The organism is Steroidobacter gossypii, assembly GCF_016801985.1.
In the GTDB taxonomy this organism is placed as follows: Bacteria; Pseudomonadota; Gammaproteobacteria; order Steroidobacterales; family Steroidobacteraceae; genus Steroidobacter; species Steroidobacter gossypii.
Window position 1 is genome coordinate 716,329 of the sequence record NZ_JAEVLS010000001.1, and the last position, 20,546, is coordinate 736,874.

The following is a 20,546-nucleotide window of genomic DNA, read 5'->3' on the forward strand; positions in this document are numbered from 1 at the left end:
TATGACCCGCAAGCGCATCCAGAAGATCGTCATCGCAGGCGGCGGCACGGCCGGCTGGATGGTGGCCGCCGGCCTGTCGCGCACCCTGGGCAAGACGCTGGACATCAAGCTGGTCGAGTCCGATGAGATCGGCACGGTAGGCGTGGGTGAAGCGACCATTCCCACGCTGGTGACCTTTCATCGCCTGCTGGAGATCAACGAGCAGGAGTTCATGGCCGCGACCCAGGGAACGTTCAAGCTGGGCATCGGCTTCGAGAACTGGCGCGGGCTGAACCAGAACTACATACATTCCTTCGGCACCACCGGCAAGGATCATTGGACGGCGGGGTTCCAGCATTTCTGGCTCAAAGGCCGCGAGCGCAACCTTGCCAGCGACTATGGCGACTATTGTGTCGAGCTCAAAGCCGCGGAACAGAACCGCTTCGCTCACCTGCCTCGCGGCGGCATGAACTACGCGTTTCACATCGATGCTGGCCTGTACGCGAAGTTTCTGCGCAGATACAGCGAAGGCTACGGCGCGAAACGTATCGAAGGCAAGATCGTCAACGTGCTCACGCACGATGACACTGGCTTCATCAAGGCGATCCGGCTGGACTCGGGCGCGGAGATCGAGGGCGACCTGTTCATCGATTGCACCGGCTTTCGCGCGCTGCTGATCGGCCAGACATTGCGCGAGCCGTATGAAGATTGGTCACATTGGCTACCCTGCGACAGCGCGGTGGCGCTACAGACGGAGTCAGTGGGCGAAGCGGTTCCATACACTCGCTCCATCGCGCGCGATGCGGGTTGGCAATGGCGCATTCCTCTTCAGCATCGGGTTGGCAACGGCATGGTTTACTGCAGCCGTTATATCAGCGACGAGCAGGCCAAGCAGACGCTACTCGCCAATGTCGAAGGCCCGGTGCGCACGGAGGCGCGCGTTATCAAGTTCAAGCCGGGCCAGCGACGGCAGACGTGGTTGAAGAACTGCGTCGCGGTGGGACTGGCGAGCGGCTTTATCGAGCCGCTGGAATCGACCAGCATTCACTTGATCGGGCGGAGCATCATCCGTTTGCTGCAGATGTTCCCGAGCGAAGGCGTCAGCCAAGCCGATATCGAGGAGTTCAATCGCCAGACCGTGGCGGAGATCGAGCACATCCGTGACTTCATCGTCCTGCACTACCACGTTACGGATCGGCAGGACACACCGTTCTGGAACGCGTGCCGAACCATGGATATTCCGGCGTCGCTGCGCCATCGCATCGAGTTGTTCCGGGAGACGGGTCGCGTGTTTCGCACGACCAATGAGTTGTTTGCGGAGAATTCGTGGGTTCAGGTGATGCTGGGTCAGGGCATCACGCCCAAGCAGTACCACCAGGTGGCGGATTTGATGAGTGACGCGGAGCTGTCACGGTTCCTCGAAGGGATCAAGTCGCAGGTGGAGAGTACAGTGCGGCAGTTGCCGAGCCATCACGCGTACGTTGAGCAGTACTGCAAGGCGAACAGTTGAGATCCAGGTGTTGCTGCGATAGCTGACCGGAAGACCCACCCCCTGCCCCCTCCCGTGAACGGGAGGGGAATCATCTTTTTCTTCTTTTGTTATTCCCGAGTTGAAGCGAGAAAGGGCTGTGTGCTCTGCGCCCTCGGCGGGGAATCAGCAAACGTACTGGCGGCACCCGGGCGTGCACGGAAATGGTAGGCGCGACTGGCGAGGCGAGAGGGTTATCGGCGGAACAGAGCTTCGAGCATCTTTTTGCCGTGCCAGGCAAACCGGGCGCGGCGGCTCATTTTGTTCAGGCTGAAGTAGATGCGCTGCTGGCCGCCGAAGGCGCGGAAGAAACGTTCGATGCTTTCTACCATCGAGCCAGTCATATCGAACTCGAGGCTGCGCGCCTTGGAGCGCATCAGGGCTTCCCATACCAGCAGGCTGTGCGCGCCGCTGGTGCGCAGTTCGGGGTCGGCGCCGCCGGCGAGGTAATAAGTCGTCTTGCCGTCCCAGATGAGATAAAGCGTGGCATGCAGCCGTCCGTTCTCATCGCGAGCGAGCAAAATCTCACGCCGGCCTCGCTGCGCGCAGGCAGCGTCCAGGCGATGCATGGCCGGGGAGTCGAACGGGTTCACATTCCCCTGCCGCGCATACGACTTGCCAATCAGCCGAATGCATTCCGCCACATCCGTGGTCGTCTCCACCTTCAGCTGCTTGCGCGCCTTGCGTGTCTCGCGACGAATGTTCTCTCGCAGCGCCTCCCACAACTCAGTCTCGCTCTGGGTGAGATCGATCACGTAGGTGTAGCGAGCCATCTCCTCGAAGCCATTCCACACGAAGGGCAGCATGTTGCTGATGCCGCTATGACAATTGATCTGCAAAATGTCATAGCTCGGCAACTGCTCGATGAGCGCCACCGTGAGATCCTTCTCCAACTCGTAGCGGCGCGCGCTCTTGGTGGCGTCGCCCAAATCCAGCCAGGGACCGAGTCGGTGCGTGAGCGGCGGGAGGGTGATCACATCGAACAATCCGCGGCGCTCTTCGAAGATAGGCCATCGTGCTCGCAGCACACCGCCCGAAGAAACGGTGATGTCCCGCCAGGCGCCGGGTGCAACCGCATCCAGCCACCAGGGCTCCTGAAAAACACAATAGCTGGTCGGCCGCTCGGGAACGGCGGGCACAGGCTCGGGCTGAGAAACAGACATTGCCGCTGATGTAATCGACTGCTCGACTCGAACTTCTAATTGCTGTCCAGCGCCGCGGCGTTTAGTCGGATTCTCGGCGGCCCGGCGCTTCGACCTGCTTAATCTACAGAATTCCGGGACGGTTGTTCACACAGACACTGCCGGATGGCGACCCCATGGCGTAAAGCTTACAAGTGCCGGGCCGGAGGTCGATCCAGGCTTCGCCGCCCCGCGGCTGTCGCTAACATTCGGTCGCATCCGGCTGATCGGATTCGTCATCCAAAGCCGCCGCCACGCTCTGCCGGCGAGCAGTCTGCCTCTTCGAACACAGCGGCGCGCTAACGCGCCGGCACGCGCACCTTGCTCGAACTCTTGACCTCTTCCATCACAAAGTACGTGTGAGTCTGCTGCACGCCCTTGATGCACGCGATATGGCTGCTGAGCACGTTGCGATATTCCTTCATGTCCCGCACGCGGATCTTCAGCAAGTAGTCGAAGCCGCCGGCCACCATGTGCGCCTCCTGCACGAAGTCGAGCACTTCGACCGCCGTCCGGAAGCGGTCGAAGACTTCTGGCGTGGTGCGATCGAGCGCGACCTGAACATACGCCAGCAGGTTCTGGCCCAGGTGAGTGGGCGACAGATCGGCTCGATAGCCGACGATGTAGCCGTGCTGCTCCAGCCGCCGAACCCGCTCCACGGCCGGGGTCACGCTGATGTGCAACTCGCGCGCCAGCTGCGCCATGGAGATGCGGCCGTCCTCCTGCAGGCGAGCGAGGATGCGCTGGTCGAGCTTGTCGAGAACCAGTCCCGCCCCTGCGCCAGTTGATTTCACGGATTCAGGCCCCTTTTTAAATCGTTTCGACGCCCCACGGCCCAATACGCTAGTGCTTTCTTCCTGGTTAGCACAAGCCCCTCAAGCCGCCCAACATGGTCGCCCAATCCTCAGTCATCCCCTCTGCCCCGTCTCTGGACGAGCTGCGCGAGCAGATCCGGAGCGCCACCCTGCAAGACGAAACCGCTTGCGTGAAGGCGCTGCTCAAGAGCTCGAGCCTGTCGCTGGATGCCCGCTCCCGCGCCAAGGCGCGAGCCGCTTCGCTGGTCGCAGGCGCCCGGGCCCGAGCCAAAGAGCGGCCCCTGCTGGACTCGTTCCTGCAGGAATTCGCGCTGTCGAACGAGGAAGGTGTGGCGTTGATGTGCCTGGCCGAGGGCTTGCTCCGCATCCCCGACGATGGCAACGCCGACCGCCTCATCGCCGACAAGATCGCCTCGGGTAACTGGAGTGCGCACGCCGGCGCTTCGTCCTCGATCTGGGTGAATGCGTCCACCTGGGGCCTGATGCTCACGGGTCGGCTGATCGAGCCGCCGAAACAGGCGCGTGAAGCAACGGCGACCTGGCTCCAGGGTCTGTCGCGCCGACTCAGTGCACCGGTACTGCGTTCAGCATTCCGTCAGGCCATGCGCATCATTGGCGGCGAATTCGTGGTGGGCCAGACCATCGACGAAGCTTTGGCTCGCTCCGCCAAGACGCCCGAGCTGTCGCTGTGCTCGTTCGACATGCTGGGCGAAGGCGCGCGCACCTGGGCGGATGCCGAGCGCTATCGCAAATCCTATGAACAGGCGCTCGAGGCCATCGGAGCGCAGCGGAAAGGCACGCCGATCGACGAGCGGTCCAACTTGTCGGTGAAGCTGTCTGCGCTCGAGCCCAAGTACGACTTGATGCATGAAGGCGTGGTCATGCAGCGACTGACGCCCATCGTCATGGACCTTGCACGTCGTGCCGCTGCCGCTGACGTTGGCTTCACCATCGATGCTGAAGAAGCCGATCGCCTCGATCTGTCGCTGAACGTGTTCGAAGCCCTGGCGCGCGACAAGACCACTCAGTCCTGGCAAGGGCTGGGCATCGTGATCCAGGCGTATGGCAAGCGCGCGCCGTTGGTCATCGAATGGGTCGCTTCGCTCGCGCGCGTCACGCAGCGTCGCATCTGCGTCCGCTTGGTGAAGGGCGCGTACTGGGACGCCGAGATCAAGCGGGCGCAGGAACGCGGTCTGACTTCCTATCCCGTCTTCACGCGCAAGGCGTCGACGGATGTTTCTTATCTCGCCTGCGCCGAGCGGCTGTTCAAGCATCGGGACGTCATCTACCCGATGTTTGCCACTCACAATGCGCACACCATCGCCGCCGTGCTGGAACTGCGCCCGCCTGGCGCCAAGTTCGAGTTCCAGCGCCTGCACGGCATGGGCGCGCTGCTGCACGACGAGGCCAAGCGACAGATTGAGGGCTTCCCGCGTGTTCGCGCTTATGCACCTGTCGGCCATCACGAGGAGCTGTTGTCTTACCTCGTGCGCCGGCTGCTCGAGAATGGCGCGAACAGCTCGTTCGTAAACCGCTTCATGAATGAAAGCGTCCCCGTTGACACCGTAGTGGAGGATCCGATTGCAGCCCTGCAGTCGGCAGACAGCATGACCAACCCGCATATTCCCCTGCCGAAGCACCTGTACGGCGAGTCCCGTGAAAATTCCGCCGGTGTCGACTGGGGCAATCCTCAGCAACTCGCCGAGCAGATCGCGTCGCTGCAGAAAGCTGGCGCCGAGTTGCCGCACGCCGCGCCTTCGACGCTCGCAGGTAACATCCAGGCATCGCCGACTGAAGTAAGAAATCCAGCGAACCGCGCCGAGCTGGTCGGTTACGTGAGCATGGCGACTCGCGAAGACATCGCGCTCGCTTTCGACAAGGCTGGCCAGGCTCGCAAGGCTTGGGATGATGCTGGCGCCACGCATCGCGCTGTTTGTTTGGTCGCTGCGGCTGATGGCTTGCGAACACATCGCGCCGAGCTGGTACGGCTGCTGGTCAAAGAGGCAGGCAAGACGCTGCCCGATGCGATTGCCGAGGTTCGTGAGGCTGAAGACTTCTGTCGCTACTATGCCGCGCAGGCTCGCGAGCACTTCGCCGATCCGCTGGCGCTGCCCGGCCCGACCGGTGAAGAAAACAAGCTTTTCCTGCGAGGCCGCGGCGTCTTTGCGTGCATCAGCCCCTGGAACTTCCCGTTGGCGATTTTCCTGGGCCAGGTGACGGCAGCATTGGTCGCCGGCAACAGCGTCGTGGCCAAGCCCGCCGAAGCGACGCCGCTGGTCGCCGCCCTGGCCGTGCGGCTATTGCATGAAGCTGGCGTGCCCAAGGACGTGCTGCACTTCGTCCCGGCCAGCGGCAAGCTGTTCGGCGAAGTGGCCTTCAAACATCCGGCGCTGGGCGGCGTCTGTTTCACCGGCTCCACCGGGACTGCGCAGTTCATCAATCGTGCGTTAGCCGCACGCGATGGCGCCATCGTGCCGTTGATCGCCGAGACTGGCGGCATCAACGCCATGATCGTCGACTCGTCCGCGTTGCTGGAGCAGGTTGCCGACGACGTGCTCACTTCCGCTTTCACATCCGCCGGCCAGCGTTGCTCGGCGCTGCGCCTGCTGTTCGTGCAGGAAGAAGTCGCAGACCGCCTCGTCGAGTTGATCGCCGGCGGCATGGATCAGCTGCACATCGGCGACCCGTCGGCGCCGGCCACCGACGTTGGCCCGGTCATCAATGCCGGCGCCGCGTCCAAACTGGACGAATATAGCCAGAGAGTGCAGCAGAAGGGCATCAAGCTGCTCAAGCAATGCTCGCTGAATCAAGTGCGCACCGAGGGCAGCTACTTCGCTCCTCGCATGCTGGAGCTGAGCGACGCGCGTCAACTCACGAGCGAAGAGTTCGGCCCTATCCTGCACGTCGTCCGTTTCAAGCGCGAGAAGTTGAGCGATGTTCTCGCCGCCATTCGCGAAGCCGGCTATGGCCTGACGCTCGGCGTGCACACTCGCATCGAAAGCGTGTGGCAGGAGATCGTCGCCGAAGCCGCCGTGGGCAACATCTATATCAACCGCAACATGATCGGCGCAGTCGTCGGCGTGCAGCCGTTCGGGGGCGAAGGCCTCTCCGGCACCGGCCCCAAGGCCGGCGGTCCGCACTATCTGTTCCGCTTCGCCACCGAACGCACGCTCACCGTCAACACGGTCGCGACGGGTGGTAACGCGAAGTTGCTGTCGCTGGGGTCGTGATAGAAGAGACGAGCGCGTCGGCGTTGATGGCGTCGACGCGCTCACAGTCCTGACGGCGCCGCTCCGGGCATTTATTGCTACTCTATAAAACCTGCCTCGCGCAGTTGTCGCTCCACTTGCCTGGCGGACCTGCAACCGCACCGGGTCACATCCCCGCCGACGTAGGTGCACACCCGAACCTCACATACCGCAGCCGGCTGCGCCCGCTGCACAAAGTGAGCTGGCGTACAGCCTGTCGCAGTCGCACCCAACAGGATTGCACTCACATAGAGACGAGTTCTGACACACATCGCGCTCACCTCTTTGATCGGGTGAGCCTCAGATAGCCAATCACCCTCGCAGCACCTAGAACAATGTGACGAGCACTGCGATTCGAGGGACCAGTATCCGTTCGGCGTGATTGAGACGCTCATCACCCGTCGCAGCAGCGGAACGTTTTGTCGTGTTCGAAATGTGGCCCGATGTCGTGCGGCCCGCTTTCGCGCGTGGTGATGCGGCGCACTTCACGTAAGTCTCATTGAGCTTGCGCCAGGGTGATGCTTAACTCCGCGAGCATTCGCAAGTCAGCGGGAGCCGTCATGCCTGGCAATCTTCCCTACCTGCAGCCGACTGCCGAGACGGTGGCCGTGCAACGGACCACCTTCACCATCGATGTGCTTGGTCGATACATCTGCAGTCTGTGGCACGAGGCTGTGGGCGCGGGTGGCGCGCCTTTCGATGCAGTCGTCATCGGCGCTGGCATGTATGGCGCGTATTGCGCGCAGCGCTTGTATCGAATGGGAAAGCGCGTGCTGTTGCTCGAAGCGGGCAGCTTTCTGGTGTCCGAGCACGTGCAGAATCTTGCCCGAATCGGCTTGGATGTTCCCTCGCCGATCTGGCCGGGCCAGGAGCCGGGGCAGCCGCGCGAGCATGTCTGGGGCATTCCGTGGCGAGGCAACGATCAGTTTCCAGGCTTGGCCTACTGCGTCGGAGGTAAGTCACTCTACTGGGGCGGCTGGTGTCCGAGAATGACGGCGGCAGATCTGGCGCAGTGGCCGGCGGCGGTCGCCAACTTCTTGGGCGCGACCTATCCTTTTGTCGAAGACGACACCGGCGTCACGCAAACGGTGGATTTCATCACCGGTCATCTTTACGACGCCTTGCTTGCAGCGGTGCAGAACGCGGCGCCACTCACGCCAAATATCGACGCCGCCAGCGTCGGACCGGCGCCACTGGCCGTGCAAGGCTCGCCGCCCGCCTCGGGGCTTTTCAGCTTCGACAAGTTCAGTGCTTGCCCTCTGCTCGTCGATGCGATTCGAGAAGACGCCGGACACTCGGCAGGGAACGACGCGGCGAGGCGACTGTTTCTGGTGCCTCACGCGCACGTCACTCACCTGGAAGTCGATCAAGGACGAGTCACAGCACTCCACGCGCACGTCGATGGCGCACAGCAACGGTTTGTGGTGCCGGCGAACTGCAAGGTGATTCTTGCCATGAGCACCATCGAATCGACACGGCTGGCGTTGCGATCGTTCCCTACCCCGCTGATGGGTCGCAACTTGATGGTCCACACGCGGACCGATTTCACGGTTCGCATTCGACGCGCCGTGTTCGGAGGTTTGCCGATCCATTTACAGACGGCGGCATTGATCGTGCGTGGCGCAACCCCCAACGGAGTGTTTCATTTGCAGGTCACTGCTGCCGCCAATCAGCAGAGCCACTCCGACGAGCTGTTGTTTCGGATGATTCCCGACATCGACTCGCTCGAACAGATCCTTGCCAACCATGACAGTGACTGGGTCGCGATCACGTTGCGCGGCATCGCCGAGATGAAGGGCGACCGCAACTCCGCCGTCCCTCATGCGGGCAGCTGGATGAATCTCAGTCCCTACGAGAACGACGAGTTCGGCGTGCCTCGCGCCTGGGTGAATCTGGCGCTGAACGCAGGCGATCTGCAACTGTGGCAGGACATGGATCAAGCCGCGATCGCACTGGCGCAACGGCTCGCAGGCAACGCCAGCAACATCGAATATCTTTACGACAACGGCTGGCAAACCACACCACCGCCTCTGAATCGCCCGTTTCCGGAATGGCATCGCGGGCTCGGCACCACGTATCACGAGTGCGGAACGCTATGGATGGGCGATGACCCGAGCGCATCGGTCACAGACATCAACGGGCGCTTTCATCACATCAGCAACGCCTATGCCTGCGATCAATCCCTGTTCCCTACCGGCGGCTCGGCGAATCCAGTACTTACCGGCCTCGCCTTGGCCCGGCGCGTGGCCGAGGCCGTAACCTGACCGACTGCTGAACGATTGCATTCATGGTCCATTAAGTGGACCGGCGTTGAGATGGCTGCCAGGTCGAACTGTTCGGGGCAGCCATGAAATCTGCAGTCGCCGCTGGCGTGATGATGTTCTGCGTCGCCATGTTGGGTGAACCCGCACATGCTGGCGAAGGGCGCGTTTCGGATGCGCCGCCTCGGCTCGAACCAGGACGCGTATCGAATTACGCTGGCGCGAAGTCGGCGGCGCCAGTCGACGCCGAGTCAGGCAAGGCGCATGCGAACGCCAAAACCGTTCAGCCCAAGGCGGCACGTTCCAAGACGATCCGTCCCGCCATCTCTCAAGCGTGGTCGCATCGCGCCGAGTTCTTTTATATCTACGACGCGAGGAGTCAGCTGCGCCGCGACCGCGACGTGGATGGTTATCACAGCGAGTTTCAAATCCGTTTCGATGCTGACTCCGAGATCGGTGACGCGCTGGTCTACGCGCGACTGTACATGCGGCGCGTCGGGGAAGTGGATTGGGTGCTATATCACACCACCGACGACTTCTGGATCTACGGCAAGACGGACGACGATGAATACTATGTGACGACCGCTCTGGATGACGGTTTTGCCACCAGCGAGTACGACATTCTGATCGATCTGTACGAGGTCGGTCACAGCGGCATCATCGCCACCCTCGACGCGAGCGACGACGTCGACCTGTTCGATCTGCCGCTCGAGGAGGTCGGCCTCGACGTGCCGATCGCCATCCCCGGCTATGCCATCGGCGGCGTGAGCACCACTTTGTTGATCGACTCGGACGGCGACGATCACTACTCGCGCTTCCGCATCGCCTTCGATCCGGACGCAGATTTCGACGGCACCTATGTCTACGCCAGGTTCTGGGTGCGCCCGCAAGGCGGCGATTGGATCGAGGAGCATGTTTCCGAGGATTTCCTGGTCGACTCGAGCGGCGGCGCCGACGTGTATGAACTCACCGCCGATTGGATCAGTGGCTATCCCACCGCTTATTACGACGTACAAATCGATCTGCACGACGCTGCGACCGGCGGCTTGGTCGCTTCGGCCGGCAGCGAACGCCCCGAGCTTTCACGCCTGCCGCTGGAAGATCAGGCTCGCGACACTCGCGCCGGCTCGCCACCCCCAGGTGGTGGCGGTGGCGATACGAGCTCACGCGAAGGCGGCGGCGGCGCTTCGAACTTGTGGTTGTTGCTGGCGCTGTCGTTGCTTGCGGTTGCACGGCGGAGGCAGTCATGAGGTTCGCGCCTCCGCTCCGTGAGCCGGAAAGGCAATTTCTGAATATTCGGTGGGTTCGTCGTTCTCAATTATTTCGCTGATGTCTCGAGCTTGAGGAACAGAAGCGGTCGGCGCAGGCTTGCTGCATGCAAGTAAGCTACAGCCAGCGAGACCTTCCGCCGGGGCAGCGCGAGCTCTCGGAGTTTCCCCGCTTCGGAATCGTCGAGTTCGCGCGGCGGCCGCTAACCTGCCGAGACATTCGGCTGAAGATCACCGGGCCGTTCGACCAACCGCTCATACTGACTGCAACCGAACTCGCAGCGCTCCCGCGCATCTCGCTCACAGCGGATTTCCACTGCGCGGCAGGTTGGAGCCATCGCGCCGTGAAGTGGGGCGGTTTTCGCTTCTCCGATATATGGGAGCAGTTGATCCTGCCGCACGCGCGACCTCGTAGCGAAATCGAGCTTGTGGTGCTTCGATGTCAGGACGGTTATCGGACTGCGTTGCCCTGGTCCGACCTGCTCGCCCAGGAAGTGCTGCTCGCCGATCGGTTGAACGATCTTCCGTTAACCGTCGAGCATGGCGCACCCATCAGGATCGTGGCCCCTTCGCACTACGGATACAAAAGCGCGAAGCATCTCGATCGCATCGAGCTGCGTGACAACGGCGCTGAGTACGTTCCGCTGCTTCCGCGGCTCCTGGACCACCCGCGCGCACGGGTGGCCCTGGAAGAGCGGGGTCAATGGCTGCCCGGATCGCTTTTGCGCTACGCCTTTCGACCGTTCATCAAGCCCATCATCCGTAAGCTGAAATCGCTCGCTAACTCAGCGAGTTGATCAGCTTGCCGTTCACGCGCACGTTTTCGAGGTTCACGCTGCGGGTGTGCTTGACGATGCTGGGCTGAGTGACCTCGTTGAACTCGCAGTCGCGAAGCGTGAGATCGTTCACCGGCGCCTTGGGTAACCCTTGGGAGTCCAGAACTCGGCCGGCCCTGGCGACCCGCATGCGCTCGACCACCACGTTGCGCAACTGGGGCGTGAATGCGCCGTTCGGGCCTTCCTCGTAGTTGAAGTCGCAGGTGATGGCGGCGCGCCCGACCTGTCCCACTTGAATGTCGCGGTAGTAGAAGTTCTCCAGCAGGCCGCCGCGCAGAGCGTTGTTCTTGAAGCGGATCGCGTACCAAAGGTCCGGGCTGTCCATGTGGCAATGTTCGGTAAACACCCAACGCGCGCCACCGGAAATCTGGCTGCCGACCACCACGCCGCCGTGGCCGGCTTTCATCCGGCAGTTGCGGATCAGTATGTTCTGCGAGGGCACGTTGATCCGGCGCCCATCGGCGTTGCGCCCTGAGTTCACGGCGATGCAGTCGTCGCCGGTATCGAAGGAGCAATTCTCGATCAGCACGTGATCCACCGATTCGGGATCGATGCCGTCGTTGTTGGGCCCGTGCCCGAACACATCCACGCCTCGGATCGTCACGTTACGGCACAGCACGGGATGGATGTTCCAGAACGGCGCGTTGCGCAGACGCACGCCTTCGATGAGCACGTTCTCGCAACGGTATGGCTGGATGAACGGCGGGCGCAGATAACCGCCGTCGCCGAAAACTCGCTTTTCGGGCGGCACATTGGCTTCGGCCATCTGAAACAGCTCGGTACGAGCTTTGATCTGCGTCGGCATGCCTTCGACCCAGCCATGATCGATGGTGCCGCCCCATTTGCCCTTCCACGGCCACCAGTGCTTGGCGCTGCCTTGCCCGTCCAGCACGCCTTTGCCGGTGACGGCGATGTTCTTCTGTTCGAAGGCATAAATGAGCGGCGAGTAGTTCATCAGCTCCATGCCTTCCCAGCGCGTGAACACCATCGGGTAACTTGCCGGATGGGTGTCGAAACGCAGCGTCGCGCCTTCGGCGACATGCAGCTCGACGTTGCTCTTGAGATGAATCGCCCCGGTCAGAAATTCGCCGGCCGGCACCAACACCCGGCCGCCGCCGGCCGCAGCGCAAGCTTCGATCGCTTTGGCGATCATGGCCGTGCTCGCGGTCTTGCCGTCGGGTACCGCGCCGTATCTGGTGATGTCGAACACGCGGTCGGGAAACGTGGGTGGGCGAACGTTGCGCGCGATATCTGCTGCTCGCTCCCAAGCTTCACGCGAGCTGATCGCTGCGGGCACTTTATTCGAGGCAATCAGCGCAGCAGCGCTCGCGCCCGCTACGAAGGTCCGTCGGTTCATCGATGTGCGCATGGGCCTATACGCTCCTTGATTATCGCCCCCTCGCGCGCATGATACCCAGATCGTGCTGCTATGGCGCCTCAGCGTGCGAGACGCTATCGATGAACTGCTCCAGCTCCCGCCATTGCGGATCTTCGTAGAAAGAAATTTCTATCGGGTATCGGTCGTGGCCGCGTAACACCCGGTTGAGCGACGCCAGGAACCGCTCGCGATCGCCGATATAGTAGGCGAGCTCTTTGAGATTGTTGCCCGTACGACTGAATGCTGGCTTCAGTATGTCCGCGTCGATCAGATCCAGAGTGTCTTCGAGCGTGTTCATCCGCTCCCGGTCCGTGGCCGGAGGCAGCCCCTCGTTGGCAGCCCCGTCATACTTCCAGGCAATCACGGTCAGCACGCCCATCTTCGCCCGCGCCTCGGGCTCCGGCATTTCACCGAGAAACTTGAAGATCACCCGATTGCCGCTTTCCCGCCCCTCGGCGACGATCCAATTGGGCTCTTCCACGGCCGCAGCGGCAGTGGCGACGAGCAATGAGGCGACGACCATCAACTTGGCTGTGATTCGGCTGATATCCATACGCCGGTTTTTCGATCGAGCGAGTGCGGGTATTTGGATGCTGCGGGACGTCCATTCGCAGCTCGCTCGACACCGGAGTCAGCCCGAGCGATCCCCGGCGGCGAACCATCAGCCGCCGTAGTAGGGATTCAACTCGATGATCTGCTTGCAGGTCTGCTCGTTGACGAAGTCATGCCCGATCACGTTCGGCAGCGTCCAGTTATCCTTGTCGATCTTGCTCTTGATCTCTGTGATGAAGTCGCCGAGCTTGGCATGCGCGCCTTTCTTCGACAGCGTGTTGCTGGAAACATTGCCGCCGGTCTGCTGCCAGTACACCCAGTGCAGATGATCCTGGCGGTGACCCTTGTGCTCGTCGGCCGCCTTCTGCGCGACCTTCAGCACGTCCTTCATGTCTTTTTTGGACTTGTACGTGCCGCAGAAACACAGGCCGCTCACGGTGGGCTTGCCACTCTCGTACTTGAACATCGGCAGGTAGCCGTCTTTCGGGCTGAAGCCGGTATGGAATTCGGAGGCGAATACCATGACGACCTTGCCCCGCAACTCGTCGAGCGTGCACGTCGCGATATTGTTGCTCTGGCTGTAAACGTAGTTCGCGTTGTCGCCCACGGACATGAACTCGGTCAGTGCCGAGCGCACCTCTTCGGGACAATACGTGTGCGAGATGCGCAGGATCAGGAACTCGCTCGAATACGTTTTGACATAGGCCACCGCGTCCTTGACCGCCGTCATGAAGGAGCCGCCGTAACCGCCGAAGGCGCCGGTGGACTTGCCGAACCTGGGCCACTTGAATTTCTCGGCGGCAAAGTGACCCATGGTCGGCTCGATGACGCTCTTGCCCTTGTCATCCTTGATGCGCTTCAGAAATACGCGCACGTCGAACACGCGCGAGCCCGACATGGCCTGGTTGTAGATGTTGGAGCCCTGGGTGCGCGCATAGCGCTTCGGGCAAGCGACACGACTGAGGCTGTCGCCGTACACGCCTGCGTCATGACTCGCCGGTAGCACCATGTGGATCAGCTGGGGGTCGTGCTGGATCTTGCTCATCCACATCGCATTACTCATCGGCGGGCTCCTTCGTGAGGCCGGTCGCGCGGGGCGCGGATTGGTTCTTAGTTATGACACACGGTCACACGACGCCGGTGAGGCGACGCGCGAAGGTCAAGTTTCAGCCGTTTGGTGCGGCGCGAACCATGAACTGGCGCTCAGAAATACACGCGCATGTATCCGATGGGCGGGTTAGGCCTCCTCTCGCTGCAGCGGAAGCGTGAAATGGAACGTGCTTCCCTGCCCCAGCTCGCTCTCGGCCCAGATGCGGCCGCCGTGCGCGGTGATCAGCCCTTTGGCGATGGACAGGCCGAGACCGGTACCCAGCCGTCGCGTCTGTCGCGCCTGCCAGAACCGATCGAAAACATAAGTGAGATTCTCCCGCGCGATACCCGGTCCGGTATCGACCATACTGAAACAAACTTCGCTTGCCGCCCGGGCCACTCGACAGCTCACGCGTCCTCCGGGCGGGGTGAATTTCACCGCATTGCCGATAAGATTCGAGAGCACTTGCAGGATGCGCTCACGATCACAGCGCACGCGGCAGCCACGCTGAGTGTCCGCAGACATCTCCAGCTGCACGCCTTTCTCCACCGCAATGGGAAGCAACAGCTCGAACGCGTCGGCGAACAGGGAGTCGGCCAGGTGCTCCTCCAGTTGCAGATCGATGGTTCCTGACTCCAGCTTGGCGACCGACAGCAGATCGGCGATCAGGTGACCCATGCTTTGCAGCGACCGCTGCATGCCGAGCAGCACCGTCGAGGCCTTGCTCAAAGCGTCGGCCGGTATGGTCTTTTGAATGAGCGTGACGCCCACGATCAGGGAGTGCAGCGGGTTTTTCAGATCGTGCGACACCATCGCGAGCAGTTGTTCCTTTTGCTCGTTGGCCCATTCGGCCGCCGCCCGCGCCTGCAATTCGCGCTCGTACTGGCGTTGCAAGTCGATGCTGAGGAGTGCGCTCGCCAGCGCCTCGACCAGCTCGATCTCCCATCTTGCCCAGGGCAAGGACTTCATTTGCACCGTTTGAGTCCATTGCTCGAACGACGCGCGCGGCCGCAAGCGAGCTGCACTGGACTCGATGGTGACCGGCTTGTTCGGATCGCCCGCCCATGTGATGGTGCGCAGAACCTCCGGTTTGAACCAGAAGATATAGTTGCCGCGTCCCTTGGGGATCCGAAGCGCGAGCAGCCCACTCGCGCAGTCTTTGAAATCGGCGGCTTCCGGATATTCGTTGACGAGCTGATCCGAATGGAACACTTGCCAATCGTCCGGCCGCTGATCGAGCCATGCCGCGAGCTTTGTGAGATGCGGTCGCGACGGCGTTTCTCCGATGCGCTGCCAGCGGCCATCTGGCATCACTACCGCCGCTCCACTGCAACCGAGCAGATCGCGAACATCAGATGCTCCTCCCACGAGGCCTGCCACAGGCTCGGTGCTCGCCCTCATGCCGAGAACAAGTGTTTGCAGGGCGCTCTGCCCGCGCGCGCGGTCGGTTGCGATTGCCAGTTCCTCTGTGCGAGCGAGCTGCTGCGAGACCAACCGGGCGATCAGCTCGGCTGCTGTGCGCCTTTCGTACGAGATATGTTGCGGGCTGCTGTAATGGTGCCCGGCGATCAGGCCCCACAAGCGCCCCTGACTGATCAGAGACAGCGTCAGCGAGGCTTGCACTTCCATGTTTCTTAGATATTCGATGTGAACGGGCGAGACGCTTCGCAACAGCGAACGCCCAAGATCCAAGGGCGGGGCGGCGGCATCGCGGCTGACGAGCCGCACCGGCGAATAATCCCGCTCTGGGATCATTCGCACCCAGTTCTCCAGAAAGATCGCTCGCGCCTGGGGCGGGATGTCCGAAGCGGGATAATGCAAGCCCAAGTACCTGGACCACGGCTCGTCCTTCGCCTCCGCGATCACCTCGCCATGACCGTCGTCGTGAAATTTGTAGACCATCACGCCGTCGAGCCCGGTGAGGCGCTTGATCTGCTCACACGCTGTCTGGCACAGCTCGGACATGTTCATCGCAGAGCCGATCCAGCCGAGTGAGTCCCGCACCCAGTCGGCGGACGCGGCAGGTACGTCCACTTCGGTTGCGGTCTCAAGTTCGAGAATCAGTTGCCCATGGTGACGATGCAGAAAGCCGTTCCATCGGCCGCCCTCGCTCTCCCACTTGAATGGCTGACCAGACTCGAAATCCCCGGGTCGCACCCGTGGCCGCAGATCGTTCCGGACCACTTCTTCGATCGAGCATCCAAGTGTCGCGGCCGGCTCCCGACCGAGCGCCGTGGTCACGTTCTCCGAGCAGTGCGTGATGCGGAGCTCCTCATCGATGGCGAACAGCACGCCGAACGGCTGGATGGCGCCGGGAATGTGGATGGGTTCCCTGCCACAGTTCACCAGCGCTTCCTCGAATGTCGAGCCCATCAAACCTCCCGTCGTGCAATCAGGCCACAGGCATCTATTGCTAATTCCTGAGGTGCCGGATTGTTCGCCTGGAGCCACAACTGTTCTGCGCGGGCGCGGCAGAACCTCTCACTTGATCTCCGCCCGCGGACACGTACCACCCCGCGTACTGCGCGGTGGTTGAGCATGAGTGCACTCGCCTTCCGCGATCTCGATGCCGCAAGTGGTCTCGGGCATTGCGCCGTCACATTGGATGTTGAGCGTCCACTGTCCCTCGGGCGTCGCGCCGGGGCGCCACTTCGCACATTGTTCCATGCGAAAGTCCCGCTGCCGCACGAGTTCGTCGGCCGACTCGCTCAGAATTGCAAACAAGGTTTGGCATTCAGCAGCGCTCGAACACTTGCGCTGTTCGACGAGCCGACCGACCAGGCTCTCACGATCGTACTTTCGCTGCGTACATAGTTCGATCGCGTATTCGAGCGCGCGCTCGCCCTCGAGCGTGATGTCTCGCTCGAAGCGCTCCAACTGCGCTCCGGAAGCTGTTAGTCGATACGTTCCTGGTGGCACCTCAACCGTGTCGCCGGCGTCGCTCGTCACCAAGGGTGCTCCATCGGACCCCTGACGCAGCTCGAATCTCACTTGCGGGTCCGGACTCGTGAAGCGGACGGATACAAGCGTCGGTGACGCTGGCGGTGCGGCGTCACTCTCGGACGCAACTTCAGGAACGCTCTGCGCCGGCGCTTCAGTCGTCGGGGCAGCCGCCGGTTCCGATGCAACTGCCGGCTCGGGAGCAGGCGCTGGTTGCGCCGGCTGCCGCGGGGACTCGACCGACGTTCCGGGATCGCGCGCTGGAGGTACGACCTCCTGCTCTACGTGAGTTTCCGGAAAAGTTTCTGGCGCAACGGGTTCCTGTTGCGCGCTCGTCGCTCTTTCGTCGCTCGAGGGTCGACTCGTCCACCACCAGGCGAGCAGAATGACCACGGCGAAAACGGCGGCAACCGTGAGCACCGTACGCCAAAGCGGTGGTGCATCCTCACGCTGCGGCTCACGAGATCGCCGGCCTGCAATGATTGGCTCGTAGTCGTCACGCCGGTCGCGCATGCTTCATCTTCCCTCGTCCGCACCATGAACAGCTGGATGTTACGGAGTTGGACCACAAGCGCGACGCTGACAGCAAACCGAATGCGAACAGGACCCTGGTCACAGCACGGAAGAGACCGGTCCCTGCCAACGAGCGCTGTCGTAAGTGATTGAAAGAAATGGTGGCCAGGGACGGAATCGAACCATCGACACGCGGATTTTCAGTCCGCTGCTCTACCAACTGAGCTACCTGGCCAGCAGGGGTGGCCCGGAGAAGGGCCGGCGCCCGGCGGGATGTGCCGGAGCGGGCGCGTATTAGAGCGGGGCGTCGGCAAGGCGTCAAGGAAAAACCGGTGCTTAGGGTCGCGGACAGCCCCACGGCGTCGCTGTATGCCGGCACCCGAGGCTCCATCCCTGAAACAGGGGGCGCAAAAGCGCACGAAAATGCCGGCGGTAGCTGTCACGTTTGGGGTTTTATACTGTCCCGTCCCTTGCCTTACGCGCGGCTAACCCCACGGTTTGCTTGGGTTTGCAACTTTTAGGCGCGGCCGGACGTTACCTGGGGCGACTCCTTGGGAAAAGGATGGCGCGCGACCATGGGCCACAGCTATCAAGGAGTCCGTTCAATGGCAGCGGTATACCCGGCAGCCACTCCCGTTCATGATCGCATCCCCGAGCCGCTGGCCCGCCGCTACATCCGAGTCCGCGAGCAGTCGGTGGCCATTTGCAGCCCGCTCGAGACCGAGGACTATGTGGTCCAGAGCATGCCGGACGCGAGCCCGGCCAAGTGGCATCTGGCGCATACCAGCTGGTTTTTCGAGCAGTTCCTGTTGCGGCCCCTGGGGTCCGGCTACCAGCCGTTCCAGGCTGGGTTCGAGTACCTGTTCAACTCGTATTACCAGACCGTCGGCCCGATGCATCTGCGGCCCGAACGCGGGTTGCTGACCCGCCCGACGGTCAACGAAGTGCTGGCCTATCGGCAGCACGTCGACGAGCACATGCTGAAGCTGCTGGCCGCGCGCGACGAGGATGACGAGCAGCTCGCCCCGCTGGTGAAGCTGGGCATGAATCACGAGCAGCAGCATCAGGAACTGATGCTCACCGACATCAAGCACCTGTTCTCAAAGAACCCGCTGCTCCCGGCGTACTCGCGCAAGCCCGCGCCAGCCGGCGAAGTCCGCAGCTCGGGACCGATAAAGTTCCTGACGTTCGAAGGCGGCGTGCGAGAGATCGGCGCGACCGGCAAGCACTTTTGTTTCGACAACGAGACCCCACGTCATCGCACGCTGGTGGAACCCTACGCGCTGGGCGATCGGCTGGTCACCAATGGCGAGTTCCTCGAGTTCATTCGAGACGGCGGATATCGGCGCGCGGAGTTCTGGCTGTCGGACGGTTGGGCCACGGTGAATCAGGAAGGCTGGAGCCGTCCGTTCTATTGGTCACCCGCTCTGGACGCGGAGTTCACGTTGCGAGGGCTGCAACCATTGGACACACACGCGCCGGTCTGCCACTTGAGCTACTACGAAGCGGACGCCTTCGCGCGCTGGGCGCAAGCGCGCCTGCCGACCGAAGCCGAGTGGGAACTGGCGGCCGAGGCGCTGCCGGTGCGCGGCAATCTGCTCAAGAGCGAGATGCTCCGCCCCATGCCCGCGGGCGAAAGCCAGGGATTGAAACAAATGTTCGGCGACGTGTGGGAATGGACCGCCTCGCCCTACGGCGCCTATCCCGGTTATCGCCCGCTCGCGGGAGCGCTGGGCGAGTACAACGGCAAGTTCATGTGCAATCAACTGGTCCTGCGCGGCGGCTCGTGTGTCACGCCGGCGGATCACGTGCGCGCCACCTATCGGAACTTCTTTTATCCGCAGGCGCGTTGGCAATTCATGGGCGTGCGACTGGCGCGCGATCTGTAATTCGAAGGAACAACGATGGCCAAACATCCAAGCACCGCTCCCGCCAAATCCGCCCCTCAATCCGCCGAAACCGCACTCACCAACGACGTGCTGGCGGGTTTGAAAAAACACCCCAAGGAGTTGTCGCCGGTCTGGTTCTACGACGAGCTCGGCTCGTTCCTATTCGACAACATCTGCGAGCTGCCCGAGTACTACATCACTCGCACCGAGCTGCAGATCATGCACGGGCACGCGCTAGAGATGGCGCATCACATCGGGCCGGATGCGGCGGTTATCGAGTTCGGCAGCGGCACCAGCCTCAAGACGCGCCTGCTGCTGGATCGGCTGGAGAGTCCGCTCGCTTACGTGCCGGTGGATATCTCGCGCGAACATTTGTTCACGGCCGCCGGCGCGCTCGCCAAGGATTATCCGAATCTGCACATCGTGCCGGTGTGCGCGGATTTCACTCAGACGTTCGAGCTGCCGCAGTTCGTGCGGCAGGCACAGCGACGCGTCGTTTATTTCCCCGGCTCGACCTTGGGCAATTTCGCTCGCTCGCAGGCGCGCGAGCTGTTGGTCCGCATGCGGGATCTGGTCGGCGGCAACGGCGCCATTCTGATCGGCATCGATCTGCGCAAGGATCCGAGCATCCTGGAGCGCGCCTATGACGATTCAGCCGGCGTCACGGCCGAGTTCAACATCAACGCCCTGCGACACGTCAATCGCGAATTGGGCGCGGACTTCGATCTCGATGCGTTCGATCATCTGGCGGTCTGGGTGGAAGAGGAAAGTCGCATCGAGATGCACCTGGTCAGCAAGCGCGATCAAGTCGTGCATCTCGGCGGCGACGAAATTCGGTTCCGCCGCGGCGAACACCTGCGCACCGAGTATTGCCACAAGTACACGGTGGAAAGCTTCAGCGAGCTGGCCGCCACCGCGGGCCTCGCGGTGAAGCGCGTCTGGATGGACCCGAACAAGCAGTTCAGCGTGCAGCTGCTGGAGCCGGCGCGGCTTCAATAGAACGCGTCATCCGATAGAACCACTGGCTGGCCTGCGGAGTTGAGCCCAAAGGCAAAGCCACGTATGGTC

The 20,546-nt window shown here is 62.2% G+C and carries 14 protein-coding genes and 1 tRNA gene; 7 read left to right on the forward strand and 8 right to left on the reverse strand.

Annotation, left to right across the window (positions count from 1 at the left end):
- Window position 1 precedes the first annotated feature (1 nt).
- Window positions 2-1,489 carry a tryptophan halogenase family protein gene (locus tag JM946_RS03200; RefSeq protein ID WP_203165690.1) on the forward strand — a complete coding sequence of 496 codons (1,488 nt, stop codon included), beginning with the start codon at window positions 2-4 and terminating at the stop codon, window positions 1,487-1,489.
- 212 nt (window positions 1,490-1,701) lie between these two features.
- On the opposite strand, the gene JM946_RS03205 is transcribed toward JM946_RS03200, so the two are convergent.
- Together JM946_RS03205 and JM946_RS03210 are read right to left on the reverse strand one after the other, a co-directional pair.
- A complete protein-coding gene (locus JM946_RS03205; protein ID WP_203165691.1) occupies window positions 1,702-2,670 on the reverse strand; it encodes a GNAT family N-acetyltransferase in 969 nt (322 codons plus the stop codon).
- Between the two features lie 317 nt (window positions 2,671-2,987).
- The gene (locus JM946_RS03210) at window positions 2,988-3,482 is read right to left on the reverse strand and encodes an Lrp/AsnC ligand binding domain-containing protein (protein ID WP_203165692.1); all 495 of its coding nucleotides are present in this window, start codon (window positions 3,480-3,482) and stop codon (window positions 2,988-2,990) included.
- A 95-nt stretch (window positions 3,483-3,577) separates the two neighbouring features.
- Here JM946_RS03210 and putA point away from each other — a divergent pair, with 95 nt between their 5' ends.
- From putA to JM946_RS03230, 4 genes are all read left to right on the forward strand, one after another.
- Window positions 3,578-6,733, forward strand: coding sequence for a bifunctional proline dehydrogenase/L-glutamate gamma-semialdehyde dehydrogenase PutA (putA, locus tag JM946_RS03215; protein WP_203165693.1), 3,156 nt, complete (start codon window positions 3,578-3,580; stop codon window positions 6,731-6,733).
- Between the two features lie 578 nt (window positions 6,734-7,311).
- Window positions 7,312-9,015: a GMC oxidoreductase gene (locus JM946_RS03220; RefSeq protein ID WP_203165694.1), complete on the forward strand. Its 1,704-nt coding sequence runs from the start codon at window positions 7,312-7,314 to the stop codon at window positions 9,013-9,015.
- An 83-nt stretch (window positions 9,016-9,098) separates the two neighbouring features.
- Window positions 9,099-10,262, forward strand: coding sequence for a choice-of-anchor H family protein (locus JM946_RS03225; RefSeq protein WP_203165695.1), 1,164 nt, complete (start codon window positions 9,099-9,101; stop codon window positions 10,260-10,262).
- Between the two features lie 125 nt (window positions 10,263-10,387).
- Window positions 10,388-11,077 (forward strand): molybdopterin-dependent oxidoreductase, encoded by a 690-nt coding sequence (locus JM946_RS03230; RefSeq protein ID WP_203165696.1) that lies wholly within the window; start codon window positions 10,388-10,390, stop codon window positions 11,075-11,077.
- Here JM946_RS03230 and JM946_RS03235 read toward each other — a convergent pair.
- The 6 genes from JM946_RS03235 to JM946_RS03260 all read right to left on the reverse strand — a co-directional run bounded on the left by JM946_RS03235 (window position 11,061) and on the right by JM946_RS03260 (window position 17,824).
- Window positions 11,061-12,485: a glycoside hydrolase family 28 protein gene (locus JM946_RS03235; RefSeq protein ID WP_203165697.1), complete on the reverse strand. Its 1,425-nt coding sequence runs from the start codon at window positions 12,483-12,485 to the stop codon at window positions 11,061-11,063. The genes JM946_RS03230 and JM946_RS03235 overlap by 17 nt on opposite strands.
- Window positions 12,486-12,543: 58 nt before the next feature.
- Window positions 12,544-13,047: a DUF695 domain-containing protein gene (locus JM946_RS03240; protein WP_203165698.1), complete on the reverse strand. Its 504-nt coding sequence runs from the start codon at window positions 13,045-13,047 to the stop codon at window positions 12,544-12,546.
- 108 nt (window positions 13,048-13,155) lie between these two features.
- Entirely contained in the window at window positions 13,156-14,109 is a 954-nt protein-coding gene (locus JM946_RS03245; protein ID WP_203165699.1) for a PI-PLC domain-containing protein, read from the reverse strand.
- Window positions 14,110-14,283: 174 nt separating this feature from the next.
- Entirely contained in the window at window positions 14,284-16,509 is a 2,226-nt protein-coding gene (locus JM946_RS03250; protein ID WP_203165700.1) for an ATP-binding protein, read from the reverse strand.
- Between the two features lie 108 nt (window positions 16,510-16,617).
- Window positions 16,618-17,085, reverse strand: a complete 468-nt coding sequence (locus tag JM946_RS03255; protein WP_203165701.1) for a hypothetical protein — start codon at window positions 17,083-17,085, stop codon at window positions 16,618-16,620.
- Between the two features lie 663 nt (window positions 17,086-17,748).
- A tRNA-Phe gene (locus JM946_RS03260) sits at window positions 17,749-17,824 on the reverse strand.
- Between the two features lie 370 nt (window positions 17,825-18,194).
- Here JM946_RS03260 and egtB point away from each other — a divergent pair.
- The gene (gene egtB, locus JM946_RS03265) at window positions 18,195-19,478 is read left to right on the forward strand and encodes an ergothioneine biosynthesis protein EgtB (RefSeq protein WP_203165702.1); all 1,284 of its coding nucleotides are present in this window, start codon (window positions 18,195-18,197) and stop codon (window positions 19,476-19,478) included.
- A 15-nt stretch (window positions 19,479-19,493) separates the two neighbouring features.
- A complete protein-coding gene (gene egtD, locus JM946_RS03270) occupies window positions 19,494-20,477 on the forward strand; it encodes an L-histidine N(alpha)-methyltransferase (RefSeq protein WP_203165703.1) in 984 nt (327 codons plus the stop codon).
- Window positions 20,478-20,546: the final 69 nt, after the last annotated feature.